Below are 14,240 nucleotides of genomic sequence, written 5' to 3' on the forward strand. Positions count from 1 at the left end.
GTACCGGCGCATTTCGGTGGTTGCGAATGGCAACCAAGAATACGAAAAAAGCGCACAAAAAAAGCCGCCGAGATTGTCTCGACGGCACTAGATGAAATAAGAGAGACCGATCTAGCCCAATCGCCAGGTCGCTCCTTCTTTGCGGTCTTCCAGCGTGACGCCCATCGCGGTGAGCCGATCGCGGATGACGTCGCTCATCTCAAAATCTTTCTTCTGGCGAGCCGAAGCGCGAACGTCGATCAATAGTTGCATCAACTGGCCAACCAGTTCGCTGTCGCCGCTCGAGGATTTCTCGGGAGCCTTCACAAAAATGCCGAGGATCCCGGTTAGCTCACGTAGGACCGAGAACGCTTTTTTGATGGCGGTCAAATCGGCCGACTTGTCCTCTTCCAGCTTTTGCTGGTCGATCGTCTTGTTGATCAGCCGGGCAATCTCGAACAGTTCGCTGACCGCACCGCCAGTGTTGAAGTCATCGTCCATCTTTTCGAGATAGGCGTCGCGATGCTTGGCGATCGTGACCAACAGCTCGTCTTTTTTCGGATCGAAGTCGCCAGCTTTTCGCGTCTTGGCGGCTGGCAGCTCGAAAAAGCTTTCGCCGGTTAGGCGTTCGTACCGTTCAAACAAACGGTAGAAACTGTCGAGACCGATGCCGGCTTCGGCGATTGCTTCTTCGCTGAAGAGGATCGTACTGCGGTAATGGGTACGGAGCAAGAAAAAGCGGATGCGTTCGCCTGACTGACGCTCGATCAACTTGGCCAACCCGCCTGCGCCGCCTGATCGGCTCATTTTGCCGCCAGCTTCGGCGCCTCCTTCACGTTCAGCACGGCCGCCGATCTTACCGGCGGTTGGATCGCTACGGAGCAGCCCGTTGTGCATCCAGTATTTGACCATCGGTTTCGCGTGGCAGCATTCGCTTTGAGCGATTTCGTTTTCGTGATGGGGGAAGATCAGGTCGAGCCCGCCGCCATGAATGTCAAAGGTTTCACCCAAAATTGCTTTGCTCATCGCCGAGCATTCGATATGCCAGCCCGGTCGGCCATCGCCCCATGGGCTCTTCCAACTGGGCTCGCCGGATTTCGCTTTTTTCCAGAGGGCAAAGTCGCCGGGCGAACGTTTACGCGACGCGGCTTCGCCTCCTTCGCCTTGCATGGCTTCGACGGTCCGATTGGTCAGCTTGCCGTACTCGGGGTCTTTGGTGACTTCAAAGTAGACGTCGCCTTCCGACGCATAAGCAAATCCTTTTTCAATCAGCTCAGCGACCATTGCGATGATGCCGTCCATCGTCTCGGTTGCTTTGGGCATCTGATCGATCTGGTCGACCCCCAAGGCCGCAAGGTTTTGGAGATAGTCGGCGATGTTTTCATCAGCGACTTCTTCCATGCTGATGCCGCGTTCAGTCGCCTTTTTGATCAGCTTGTCATCGACGTCGGTGATGTTGACGACCAAATTGACCTCATAGCCCGAGTAGGCGAGGTAACGCTTGACCGTATCAAAAATGACCGGTCCCACCATGTGACCGATATGCGCCTCGGCATAGACCGTGGGTCCGCAGAGATAAATCCCCACCTTGCCCGGCGTCACAGTTTGAAACTCTTCCTTGGTTTTCGACAACGTGTTGTAAACGCGAATGGTCATGGCTTTGAAAGGCTAAGTTGATTTGGGAGAAATAGAACGCGGATGACACGGATTAATCACGGATTTACACGGTAAGATCAGAAATTGGCGTGTCGATCAATTTTCGCTTACGAGTTAGGGGTAAGGATTTTGCGGCGGAGCTGTGCTTTGGGGGCCAAAGTTGAGCAACAGGCCAAATTTTGATTGCGTACCTCTTAAGTAATTTATCAGTTGCGCTTCATGAGCCGGTGAGATCGAATCCACCGCTTTGATTTCTACAACAACTTCTTGGCTGACGAACAGGTCCGCGAAGTATTCGCCGACAATGATTCCGTTGTAATACACGAGGATCGAATGTTGGGATTCGACTCTCAGTCCTTGCTGCCTTAGTTCATGGAGCATTGCTTTCTCGTAAACTTTTTCGAGAAAGCCAGCGCCGAGTGTGTTATAGACCCGATAAAATGCGTCGACAATCGGTTGCGTGCGCTGCTGATCGACAAGCATGATCTTTGCTCCGACCGTGTTAATCTGTGCTCATCCGTGGTATCCGTGTTCTATTTCTTGCGTGTCAGATAATCCCGTTAATCTTCTCCAACAGCACAACGCATTCGGCTTGGATGGCTTCTTGGCGGCCGACGGGGCCGACTTGTTCGCCGGTTTTTGATTTGATGCCGATTTGGTCAGGTTCGACTTGTAGGATACTGGCTAGCACGGTTCGCATTGCTGCTTTGTAAGGCGAAAGTTTCGGCTTCTGCGCAAAAATGACGGTGTCCAAATTGATGATTCGCCAGCCTGCTTCATTCACTTTTTGGTGGGCGAAGCGAAGAAAGTCGGCAGAGTCGCGTCCTTTGTTTTGGGCGGCGGTATTAGGAAACAGCTCGCCGATATCAGGCAAATTAGCGGCGCCCAGTAACGCGTCAGTGATCGCGTGCATCAAAACATCGGCGTCGCTATGACCAACCAAGTGCTGGTCATGCGGAATATCGACTCCACCCAGGCGCAATGGCCCGCCTTCAGCGAGCCGGTGCGTGTCGTGTCCTAAACCGATGCGGATCATGCCTGGTTGTCTGGGCTGGGTTGGTAACTATAAAAACCGACAGAGTTTGCGCTGCTTACGCGAACCGCCGGTGGCGGGCGATTATAGCCCAGTTGGTGAAAACCGACAACGCGAACGAGTGACAAGGGGGACGCCGCGTATTCCGCTGTGCTCAGACCCGCACTTCCTTCATGACCCGACAGGGTTACAATCGAATTATGCCCCCAATTATCGAAATCCAGCGACTGACGAAGACGTACGAGGTTTACCAGAAAAAAGAGGGGCTGCTTGCCTCTATTCAGGGGCTTTTTCACCGCGAATATAAGACCGTTGAAGCCGTCCGTGGCATCGATCTGACCGTTGATCAGGGTGAATTTGTCGCGTTTTTGGGCCCCAACGGCGCCGGTAAAACAACCACGCTCAAGCTTCTTTCCGGCGTCATCAACCCCACCAGCGGCAACGCCAAGGTGATGGGATACGTCCCCTGGAAACGAGAAAATGGGTATCGTCGCCGATTCGCGTTGGTGATGGGGCAAAAGAATCAGCTTTGGTGGGACCTGCCGGCTCAAGACAGCTTTCGGCTTCACCAAAAAATCTATCGCGTCGATCCCGATGCGTTTCAGCGCACCCAGGATGAACTGACCGACCTGTTAGACGTCCGCCGGCTGCTCAATCAGCCAGTTCGTAACTTGTCGCTGGGCGAGCGGATGAAGATGGAGCTGATTGCGGCTCTGCTGCATTCGCCCGAAGTGCTGTTTCTCGACGAACCGACGATCGGACTGGATGTGGTCGCTCAGCACAACATTCAGCAGTTCCTGAAGCATTATCAGGCCGAGCGGAAAATCACCGTCCTGCTGACCAGTCACTATATGAAGGATATCGCCGCGCTCTGTCAGCGCGTGGTGGTCATCGCCGGCGGCGAAATTATCTATGACGGTTCGCTGTCAGGAATCATCGATCGGTTTGGCGGGCACAAAGTTGTGACGCTTCAGTTTGAGCAGGAAGCAGTCCCCGGCGATTTGTCGCGGTTTGGCGACGTGATTGAAATTCAACATCCCCGTGCCAAGATTCGGGTCGATCGCCATGCGGTCGGCCGCGTGTTGGGTTCGATCCTGGACCAATACGAACTGGCCGACGTCAGCGTCGAAGATCCTCCGCTGGAGGAGGTGATTGCCGAAGTCTTCTCGTTATCCAAAGGGCATTCGTCCGAACCGGCTGTTACCCACTAAGCATCGCAGCGAAGGACCTACGTCATGACCGAATTGGCGGCCCGCGCTTCGACCTGGTGGGCAATATTCAAAATCAACTTTCACGAGAAGCTCGTCTATCGCGGCGACTTCATGCTCGGCACGCTGATGCGTTTTTTGCCGATCGTGACGCAAGTCTTCTTATGGTACGCCGTGTTTGGCTCGATTCGCGCATCCTCTGGAGAAGGGGATGGCCCTGCCAAGATCGCCGGCTATACCTACGACAGCATCGTCGCCTATTACCTGCTGTCGACGATCAGTCGCGCCTTTTCCAGTATGCCGGGCCTAGCTTCCGGAATCGCGATGCAGATTCGTGAAGGTGAGATCAAAAAGTATTTGATCCAACCGCTCGATCTGGTTTCGTTCATGTTTCTCAACCGTTTGGCGCACAAGCTGACATATTACATTGTCGCCGCGTTGCCGTTTGTGCTGGTTTTTTGGCTCTGCCGCGATTTCTTCAACGGCTGGCCCGAGCCGCATATTTTGGCGGCGTTCTTTGCCTCATTGCTGATGGGATTTGCGCTCGGCTTTTTCATGGAAGCGACGATCGGCATGATCGGCTTCTGGTTTTTGGAAGTCAGTTCGCTGCTGTTTGTTTATATGCTATTCAACTTCTTTCTCTCGGGACACATGTTTCCGCTCGATATGCTCGACTCAATCGGCGGGCCCTGGGGAACCATCGTGCGATTTTTGCCGTTTAACTTTTTGGCCTATTTTCCGGCGGCGGTTTTTCTGGGCAGGATCCAAGGGACTGAGCTGGTGGTCGGACTGCTAGTGCAGTTGGGCTGGGTGATTTTCTTTTACGTCTCTTGTCGCTTGTCGCTCTATTATGGCGTCAAACGATATAGCGGTTACGGAGGATAAGATGGCTTCGGATCGCGCGGCGTATTGGCCGGTCTTTTACACGTTTGTTCGGAACAGCTTGATCCGCGACCTAAGCTATCGCAGCAACTTTCTGATCGAATGTGCTTCGAGCTTGTCGTGGGTGCTGATGAACCTGGGGTTCTATCTACTGATCTTTACCTACACGGCTGAGATCGGTGACGGCACCGGCTGGAAGAAGTTTGAGTTCTTCGTCTTTTTGGCGACAACGCTCTTCATCAATAGTTTGATGCAGACCTTCTTTATGCCGAATGCCCAGGAATTCTCCGAGTTGATTCGGACAGGGCGGCTTGACTTTGCGCTGCTCAAACCGATCGATACGCAGTTTTTAATATCGTTTCAAAAGGTGAACTGGCCGTCGATGTCGAACTTTTTGTTTGGACTGGTGCTGCTGGTGGTCGCCTTGTGGAATCTGACCGAACGTCCCAATCAGCCGCTGGTGATTACGCCGTATATGCTGATCGCCTATCCGCTATTTATCCTCTGCGGCGTTGGTATTCTCTATAGTTTGATGATCGTGTTGGCGGCGACCAGTATTTGGCTCGGCCGCAATCAGTCGTTGTACGATTTCTGGTTTTACATCACCAGCTTTTCTCGTTACCCGATGGAGATCTATCAGGGAGGCGTCGGCGATTTGTTGCGAGTTATCTTTACGTTCGCGATTCCAATCTTGGTGGTGGTTAACGTTCCGGCTCGCATCATGGCCAAGCCATTAGGGATTTCTTCAGCCGAGAACATTGCCCTCGCCATCTTCGCCGTCTTCGCGACCGCCGCCAGCATCCTCGGCTCACGTTGGGTCTTTAAGCGAGCACTACTTAGCTATCGCAGCGCATCGTCATAGCGGTATCTCTTCGTAGCCCGATGCGCCCGTTTTGACGTTGCGCTGATTCACAGGTTCGTAAGAAATAGAACACGGAGGACACGGATAACACGGTAAGAAAGAAAAGATCCATGAGCGTTGAGCGATCCATTTTTAATGGGATCTATATTTTGCCTTGTCGGAGTCTTTTTCCATCCCATTTCTGCTTTCTTACCCTGTTTTCCGGCTCTCTTTCCGTGGTATCCATGTTCTATTCTTCATGAATCGCCAAATAGCGCAACTTCAAAATGCGCCTGCGAGGGAGAATTACTCGGCAATTCTAAAGCGGATTGAAGTAGCCGCACGCATTTCTCTCGCTGGCGCAACGGGCTATGAAGAGGAGTACGCGACCTCTACGAACGATCGATCCACTCGCGCTGCCATAGCTCCAGCACCAGCAGCGCCCAGAGCCGGGCGCTGTGATCAAAGCTGCCCGACATGTGCTCGTCAAGCAATTCGCGGACGGTCTCTGCGCGGAAAAGTCCGCGGCTGAGCGCTTTTTCGGAGAGGAGCGAATCGACCAGCATCGCTTTTAGTTCGTGCCGGAACCAGTAATCAAGCGGCACGCCGAAGCCCATCTTCGGGCGTTCCCAGATCTGCGTCGGTAGGCGATCGCCAAAGACGCTGCGCAAGATCTGCTTTCCCCGGCCGCGCTGATACTTGCGGCCAATCGGCAGCGCCGCCGCATATTCGACCAGGCGATAGTCGAGAAACGGTTGACGACATTCTAGCCCATGCGCCATCGATGCAATGTCGACCTTGCAGTTCAAATCACAGGGCAAGTAGGTGACCAAATCGGCCAGCGAAGCGCAGGTGATCGCGTCTCGTTTGCCGCTGCGCTCCCAGGCAGTTTGCAAAAAATCAAACGGATCACTGTCGGTTAATTGGGCGACAAATTGATCCGTATAAAGCTGACCGCGGCGTGACTCATTGAAGATGCTGATCCATTCGAGATAGCGCCGCTGGGGCGACATCGCAATCGCTTCGGCAAAGCGACGACCTTGCCGCAGCCACGATTTTTGCCGTCCGCTGGAGGGAAGCTGTTGCCAAACTTTGGCTCCCAGTATTCGTTTCAATGGTCCCATGCGATCGATCATGGCGCCCAGACCAACTGCGCGATAGCGCCGATAGCCGGCGAACAATTCGTCGCCGCCGTCGCCGCTTAGTGCAACTGTCACCTCGGCTCGCGTTTGTTGCGAGACGTACCAAGTTGGAATGGCCGAACTATCGGCCATCGGTTCGTCGTAGTGCCAAATTAGTTGGGGTAGGATCTCCAAGGCGCTCGGCGTGACCTGGAATTCGTGATGTTCGGTTCCTAAATGCTGGGCGACCTGACGTGCGAAACTTGTCTCGTCATATTCTTTTTGCGGAAAGCCGATCGAGAACGTTTTCACCGGACGATCGCTTTGCCGTTGCATCGACGAAACGACCAGCGACGAATCGACACCTCCCGAGAGAAACGCTCCGAGCGGAACGTCGGCCTGCATCCGCAAGCGGACGGCGTCATCAAACAACTCGCGCAGTTCCGCGTCTTGCAGAGCAGGGGAGCGGTGATCTTCGTGCGAAAAGTCGGGTTTCCAGTATCGCTCTACATGCAGACCGGCGTCGCTAAAGACTGCTAACTCGCCGGGCGCCAGCTTCTTGATTCCCTTCAAGATGGTGTTGGGATGCGGCACGTACTGATAGGTGAGATATTCGTCGATCGCCGCCGGGTCAACTTCACGCGGCACGTCGGGCAATGCGAGCAGCGTTTTCAGCTCGCTGCCAAAGACGATTCGTCCGGCGTGATGATAGTAATAGAGCGGCTTCTGTCCGAGTCGATCGCGGCCGAGTACGAGCCGCCGCTCGCGGAGATCCCAGATCGCAATCGCGAACATCCCGTTGAAGTGGCGAAAACAATTAGGCCCTTCGTCTTCAAACAGGTGAACGATCGTTTCGGTGTCGCTATGGGTACGGAATGTATGTCCGGCGCCTTCAAGCCGACCACGCAGCGCGGCAAAGTTATAGATCTCGCCGTTGAAGATGGTCCAAACCGTTTCATCTTCGTTGGCCAGCGGCTGCTTGCCCCCGGCCAGGTCGATGATCGACAACCGCCGATGTCCCAGTGCAATGCCGGGGATCGGCGGATAAGGATTGCGATTCTCTAGATCACGATGCAGATAGCCGTCGTCGTCGGGACCGCGATGCGAGATGCAATCGGTCATGCGCCGCAGCGCATCGGCCGAAACCGCTAGTTGTGGATCGGTCCAAGCCGCTCCGGTGATGCCGCACACGCGCTAGTCCGCCTTGTAGTCGATCGTGAAAATGGAAAGAGCCCTCATTTTAATCGGGCTTCGCGTCGCGACTAGCAGCACAAAATTAGGCAAAATCAGCGTTTGAGACTTAGGCAGGCGATTTCCTGGTCATTTCGCACAAAAACGGATCGACCGGCGAATGCCGGATGCGCCCAGGTCACACCGCCGCGACGCGATAGTTGGGCGGTCGTCGGCTCGATGATCTTGGCCCGATCAATTTCGTGGTAACCTCGCTTTGAAAGCTCGGCGATGATCAATTCTCCCTGCTCATTAAATAGCCAAAAGAGCGGGCCATTCTGCACAAAGTGAATATTGCTCCAGCGATTCGGAGGAGTCGCTGTCAGATCCGTCCAGATGCGATCCCCGGTGTTGGGATCAAGGCAACGCAGTTCTCCGTGACTATCGCAACCGTAGATTGCATCCGGCAAAAAGACTGGCGTGCTGATGATCGATTGCAGTGCGTCGGTATCGCGCTCGCTGCGGCCGACGCGCAGCCAGAGCTTTTCGGCAGTCGGTTCATTCTGCCCGAGTCGGATCATCAGCGCGCCATCGTAGAAATCGGTCAAGAACAGGCGATCTCCCTGCAAGACCGGCGTCGAGATGCCGATCGGCATGTTCCGCGGCGGCCACGGGATTCGCCAAAAGAGGGCGCCATTTTTGGGGTCAATGCCGGCCACGCTATCGCCGGTCCAGCAGACTACAACATCTTCGCCCGCTTGCTGGATCAAGATCGGGGCCGAGTAGCCGGCGCGATCGTTGAGTGCGCGCCATTGTTCTTTCCCGGTCTTGGTGTCCAGCGCGACAATGCAGGCTCCATCCGCTCCGCCGATCTGCAAGATCAAGCGATCCCGATAAACCAGCGGCGCTGCAGCAATCCCCCAATCAGGCATCTGGATCTTCAACTCAACGTTCAGATCGCGCTGCCAGAGGATGGTGCCGCTGGCGGCGTCAAAACAAAAGAGATTGCCCATGGTCCCCAGGGCGAAGGCGCTGCCGTTGTCGATGGTTACACTGGCCCGCGGCCCTGCTTGGTAGCCGGTTCCCACATAAGGACAGTCGTACTCATGCGACCACAGTTTTTGGCCTGTGCGCTCGTCGAAGCAGTGAACGCGTTCGATTTGCTTGGGCTCAACCAAGCGGTCGGTGACATAAACTTTGCCGTGGGCGACGGTCGGTCCGCTGTAGCCAGAACCGATTGGTGCGCGCCAAATAACTTCAGGACCCTCGGCAGGAAACTTGCGGAGGATGCGATCTTCGCGCCAAACGCCGTCCCGATTTTCACCTCGCCACTGCGGCCAATCATCGGCCAGCGTGGGGGAAACAATCGCCAGACACGCACCGAGCAGCAACCAATTGATACGCATCCCACGAATCCCTTCTAATGCGACACTGATAGTCGCCAAGGCTAGCGATTGAATAAAAAGGCCGGACTGTTGATCAGCGCCCAAGCCAAATCTTGGACGCCGGTCAGCCGTTGATTCTTCTCCAGTTCGGCGAGTTTCGCAACCTTGACCTGCATTTCTTTCAGACGAGAGTCACGCGACCGATAGAATTCGGTTAGTTTTTTCGTCTGATCTTCGCTGCGATTGGTCGCCGTGATCGCCAAGATTTCTTGGATCTCTGGCGGCAAACTGCTCTTCAAGTGAAGCGGCCGCGGACTGGTGGTGACCGACACGCGGAACTTACCAAGCAGATGGGCGCCATCGGGGTATTGGAAATTCATCCGCACTGTCAGATTGGTTCCGTCTGCGTAGCCAGCGTCATCCGCCGTTTCAAAGATCGCAACGTGCGGCTCGTTGAACCTCGGCATCACTGCCCATCCGCTGGCCGGATTGTTGTCGATCACTCCCCGCACGTCCCAGCCTTGCTGGGAGAAATCGGCTTCGCCACCTAACAGCGGAACTTCAGCCGATTGGGTCGCATCTTTGACGCTGGTCGCGGTGACGCTCAGTTCGCTCAAGACAAAGTTGCCGTTGGGCGAACGGCCAGGTCCGCCAGCCGGCAGGCTTTCATCCGCCATCGCTTCGATGCGAATGCCGGTGATGCTGGTCAGGTCGGTCGGAAAGACGAGTTCGTATTCCCCTTTCGCCAGTGGACCAGAGACCACGATTGATTGATCCTCCAGCGATTTGAACTCGGCGCCGAAGGTCGACTTCATCCCGGCGGCGGTCAGCGGCTTCCACTCGGGAGTGCGGGCCGAGCCAGCTTCCCACGCGGGCATTGCAGCCATCAAGTCGGCCTCATATTTCGCCAGCTCTTGCTGGGCTTCTGCATAGTCGCCGATTGACTCGTGCAATGTGCGGATCGCCAAATCGCGTTCTTCCGCCGTCGGTTTGCGAGCAAAGAAGCGGAGAAAGAGTTCATTAATGAGCGTTTCGTCATCCGGAGTAGCCAGCGTCAGCTTGGTCAGTTCGCTATTGGGGTCGGCGATCGCGTCGGCGATGGTCGGACCATTCACCAGTTTCATCACCGGGCCTAGCATCACGCCGCCAGAGCGTTCGCATTCGCACGAACTTTCTCGCGGCGGACGACCAAAGTCATCTAGGAAGGGAATGCGAGCCGAGACGTCCGGCAGCTGCATAGCACGGTACCCGGTCGGTACGCCGGGCAAATTGGCGGCGCTGCCGGTGGCCAGATGGATTGAATCGTACAGCACCTCGGCGGGCAAGCGACGCGGCAAGGCATGCGAATAGTTGATCCCGTCGTCATCGTTCCAGCGGTTTGCGGCGACCGAATGTTGATAAACTCGCGACTTGCAGATGCGTCGCAGCATTGTGTGGACGTCAAAGTCGCTTTCGACAAATTCCTGGGTCAGTTGATCCAGCAATTGCGGATTCGAGGCGGGATTGCCGGCGCGGATGTCGTCGATCGGTTCAATGATGCCGACCCCAAATAGATAGCCCCAGAGACGATTTACGTAGCTTTTGGCGAAGTATTGGTTTTCGGCGGCGATCATCCAGTCGGCCAGTTTCTCGCGACGGCTGTTGGCTTCCTCGGCCAATTCATTTTGGTAAGGAAACTCTGGCGGCGCAACATTACCGGTGAGCAAATGCTTCACTTCGCCGGCGCCGGTGTCGTAAATGACTTCGACTAGTGGCTGCGCTCCTTCGACCGCCGTGCCGCCGATCCGCTGGCCAGCGAACTGTTTGTCTTCTTTGCGACCTACCTGAGCGAAGAAGGCCGAGAGCTGATAGTACTGGCTTTGCGTCCAGCGCTCAAACGGATGGTCATGGCACTTGTTACAGTTGAAGCGGACCGCCAAAAAGAGCTGCGTGGTGTTTTCCATCGCGCCTTCAGGATCACGCAAAATCTTGTAGTACGAGCTGGGTGGGTTGTCGAGGTTCGACCCCGACGCGGTGAGGATCTCATGAACAAATTGATCGTACGGCTTGTTCTCGGCGATGGAAGCTTTGATCCAATCGCGAAATGCATGGACGCCGGGTTCCCCCAAAAACTTTTCGTTGACTTGCAGCAGGTCGGCCCATTTGTTGGTCCAGAATTCGATATACGGTGCGCTGCCGATTAGCCGATCGACCAACGCTTCACGCTTGGCCTGGGTCTCGGCCGTATCGGCCAGAAAAGCTTTCACTTCGTCCGATGTAGGAGGCAAACCGGTGAGGTCAAGATAGACGCGGCGGATGAATTCTTCGTCGGTGCAAAGTTCGCTCGGCAGCACTTTCACACGCTGCAATTTGTCGTAGACCAATTCATCCACATAGCTTTTGGTCGGTGGATTGGTCCATTCAAAGCCGCTGCGATCACCCATCACGGTGACCGTGGTTGCGACGTAGGCGCCATCAAAACGAGCCAACACCGCCGCTTCTCCGCGGCGCAACAGCGACAACACGCCGTAAGCGTCGGCTACGGCGACTTCGATATTGCCGCTTTCGATAAATGCGTCAGCGGTGACATCTTTGGTCGTGCCGTCCGCATAGTTGGCGAGAATCACAAATTGCTGCGTCATCTTTGGCAGCGGAATGACCGGGTTCTTCGGCAGGATTTCGATCGACTCGACTTTTGGCGATTCGAGATTCAGCTGGACGCCGCCGGCGATCCAGTTGCGCAAGATCTCGTATCGTCGTTCGCCGGGCTGGGTTAGTTGACCGCCGCCGTGCGGAATCGCGCCGCTGGTTTTGAGCAACATCAAGCTTTGATCCGGCGCCGCGCGATTAAATCGGCGTCCAGCGACATCGTCTACCAGCGCCCGATGATCATAGATCGGATCATAGCCACGTAGCGACAGCTTGAAGCCGTTGCGGCCATCCTTGGAGCCGTGACAGGTTCCTTGATTACAGCCCATCTTGGACATCGCCGGGTTCACATCACGGATATAGTCGGCATGCACTTCCGCCGCCAAGTTACGAACCACCACCGGCACGTTGAGGTCGTGATTTTCGTACTTCAAGACAAGTTGCGTCTCGCCATCGGCCAACGGTGTAACAAGTCCATTGGGGGTGATCGAGAATTGCGTCGATTGATCCTGCCGCTCGGCGACGCGGGTCAGGTCAACGATCTCCCCTGAATCGAGCGTCCCGGTGACCAACACCTGGGCGTAGTCAAAAGGAGAATCGAGTTCGATCCGCTCGGGCCAAACTTCCACTTTGACCAGTTGCTTGCCGGCAGGAATCGTATTGGCGGCGTGGGCCGAGGTCAGCGAGACTGCCAGCGCCAGCAACATGCTAAAGAAGATTCGCGAAGTCATGAAAGCGTTTCCTTGCCGGGGGATAAAAGCACCGCGGAGCTGCAGGGATTTCTATTCTGCCGATGCCGTTTGAGCGATCAGCGGAACGGCCGAAAACTGACGAACCAACGTTCCGTCTGCGACCAGATTAATTCGGACGACGCCGTCAAACCCGACCGACGCGAGTTGCTTGCCATCGGGACTAAAAGCGATCGAATAGACCGGTCCATGTTGCTCGGCCATCGGACGCAGCAGTTTACCATCCGCTGTGTTAAACAGATGAATCTCCCCTTTTTGATCGTTGCTGCTGCAAGCGGCGACCAAGGTGGCGTCGGGAGAAAACGCGACGTCGTACAGTCGCCCTGCCATGGCCGGAAAGGCGCGAATCAGATTGAAGTCGTCGCCGATCTTGCGGTCTTTCTCACGGAACATTTTGTAGATTTTGGGGATGCCGTCGGCGCCGCCGATCAGCAGTTGATCCTCAGTCGGATGACGCATCACGGCGGCGATGCCCCCTTTAAGCGCGCCCGGCGTGATGCTGGTGATGTTGTCAATAAAGCGTTCTGTTTTGACCTCGTACAGCTTCATCGCCATGTCACGACTAACCGAGACGAGGTGCGAACCATCAACCGAGAAAGTGGTGTCGAGCGCCCAGTCTTCATGCGCGCCATTAAAAAACTGTTGCTCGCCGGTTTCGGCGTTGAAGACGCGAACCGAGTTGTCACCGCAGCCGACGGAAACTTGCTTGCCATCCGGCGACCAACTGCCGCCGTAGATCGTGTCGTACGAGACCGGAACCGAATAGCTCAGCTCACCACTCTCGACGTCCCACATTTGCAGCTCACCCAAGCGGCCCGGCGAACCACCGGCAACGAGCAAACGTTTGCCATCGGGCGAGAACCGGGCCGATTCAATCCGCTCTGATAGCCCAACCAGTCGCTTGGCGACTCCACTGCCGTCGGCCTTCTGCAGCAGCACTTCGTGATAACCCGATACAGCCAACAAGCTGCCATCTGGCGAGTATTCAACCGAGGTCAGCACCGGCGGCAGCGTATAGACCGGCGGATGATCGTGATCAAACGTCGGTCGTGTCGAAGCCGGCGTGTCGTCTTTAGCGCCTTGCATGACCCATAGCGCGAGCGTCTTGCGATCGGCGTCGGTAAGCGGCGGTTTCCCTTGCGGCATCTCGGCTTTGCCATCGGCCGGCGTGATCACGGCGATCAAATGGCTTTCGTCCGGTTTGCCTGGGACGATTGCGGCGGCGCCGCTTTCGCCGCCTGCGATCATCTGATTGAAGTTGGTCATGATGTAGGCGCCTCCCTGCTTGGCCGGCTGATGACAGCCTTGGCAATTGGCTTGCAGGATGGGGCGAACATCGCGGTAGTAGCTGATGGTTTTGCCTTCTTCGGCCGACAGTTGGGCCGCGCAGCAAAGCACCAGAAGAAATATGAACAGCTTCGACAGCATCGCGACGGATCCTTTTCGAAAGCGCTGGCCTGTAATTAGGTAGGGCGAGTAGGGAAGGGGAACGGGGCGCCGTGAAGTAGCGGCGAGGAAGGAAGCGATGTTTATGCTAACCGAAAACTTGCCAAGATTGCAAGAATTTCCCGCCTCCGCCTGCGGGATC

The 14,240-nt window shown here is 55.7% G+C and carries 10 protein-coding genes; 3 read left to right on the plus strand and 7 right to left on the minus strand.

The window, feature by feature from the left end:
• Positions 1–111: 111 nt before the first annotated feature.
• From cysS to ispF, 3 genes are all read right to left on the minus strand, one after another.
• On the minus strand, positions 112–1,635 hold the full coding sequence (gene cysS, locus SH421x_RS05690) for a cysteine--tRNA ligase (RefSeq protein ID WP_488854435.1): 1,524 nt from the start codon (positions 1,633–1,635) through the stop codon (positions 112–114).
• A gap of 114 nt (positions 1,636–1,749) precedes the next feature.
• Positions 1,750–2,118 (minus strand): GxxExxY protein, encoded by a 369-nt coding sequence (locus SH421x_RS05695; RefSeq protein ID WP_488854436.1) that lies wholly within the window; start codon positions 2,116–2,118, stop codon positions 1,750–1,752.
• 64 nt (positions 2,119–2,182) lie between these two features.
• The gene (gene ispF, locus SH421x_RS05700; protein ID WP_488854437.1) at positions 2,183–2,671 is read right to left on the minus strand and encodes a 2-C-methyl-D-erythritol 2,4-cyclodiphosphate synthase; all 489 of its coding nucleotides are present in this window, start codon (positions 2,669–2,671) and stop codon (positions 2,183–2,185) included.
• Positions 2,672–2,868: 197 nt separating this feature from the next.
• Between ispF and SH421x_RS05705 the strand changes: the two genes are divergently transcribed.
• From SH421x_RS05705 to SH421x_RS05715, 3 genes are read left to right on the plus strand one after another with little or no spacing between them, the layout of a single operon-like run.
• Positions 2,869–3,879, plus strand: a complete 1,011-nt coding sequence (locus SH421x_RS05705; RefSeq protein WP_488854438.1) for an ABC transporter ATP-binding protein — start codon at positions 2,869–2,871, stop codon at positions 3,877–3,879.
• A gap of 24 nt (positions 3,880–3,903) precedes the next feature.
• Positions 3,904–4,761 (plus strand): ABC transporter permease, encoded by an 858-nt coding sequence (locus SH421x_RS05710; RefSeq protein ID WP_488854439.1) that lies wholly within the window; start codon positions 3,904–3,906, stop codon positions 4,759–4,761.
• A gap of 1 nt (position 4,762) precedes the next feature.
• Positions 4,763–5,620 carry an ABC transporter permease gene (locus SH421x_RS05715; RefSeq protein ID WP_488854440.1) on the plus strand — a complete coding sequence of 286 codons (858 nt, stop codon included), beginning with the start codon at positions 4,763–4,765 and terminating at the stop codon, positions 5,618–5,620.
• 371 nt (positions 5,621–5,991) lie between these two features.
• On the opposite strand, the gene asnB is transcribed toward SH421x_RS05715, so the two are convergent.
• The 4 genes from asnB to SH421x_RS05735 form a co-directional block, all read right to left on the minus strand.
• Entirely contained in the window at positions 5,992–7,911 is a 1,920-nt protein-coding gene (asnB, locus tag SH421x_RS05720) for an asparagine synthase (glutamine-hydrolyzing) (RefSeq protein WP_488854441.1), read from the minus strand.
• A 95-nt stretch (positions 7,912–8,006) separates the two neighbouring features.
• Positions 8,007–9,296, minus strand: coding sequence for a PQQ-binding-like beta-propeller repeat protein (locus tag SH421x_RS05725; protein WP_488854442.1), 1,290 nt, complete (start codon positions 9,294–9,296; stop codon positions 8,007–8,009).
• A 41-nt stretch (positions 9,297–9,337) separates the two neighbouring features.
• On the minus strand, positions 9,338–12,634 hold the full coding sequence (locus SH421x_RS05730) for a DUF1549 and DUF1553 domain-containing protein (protein WP_488854443.1): 3,297 nt from the start codon (positions 12,632–12,634) through the stop codon (positions 9,338–9,340).
• Between the two features lie 51 nt (positions 12,635–12,685).
• Entirely contained in the window at positions 12,686–14,080 is a 1,395-nt protein-coding gene (locus SH421x_RS05735; RefSeq protein ID WP_488854444.1) for a c-type cytochrome domain-containing protein, read from the minus strand.
• Positions 14,081–14,240: the final 160 nt, after the last annotated feature.

The organism is Blastopirellula sp. SH421 (genome assembly GCF_057808535.1).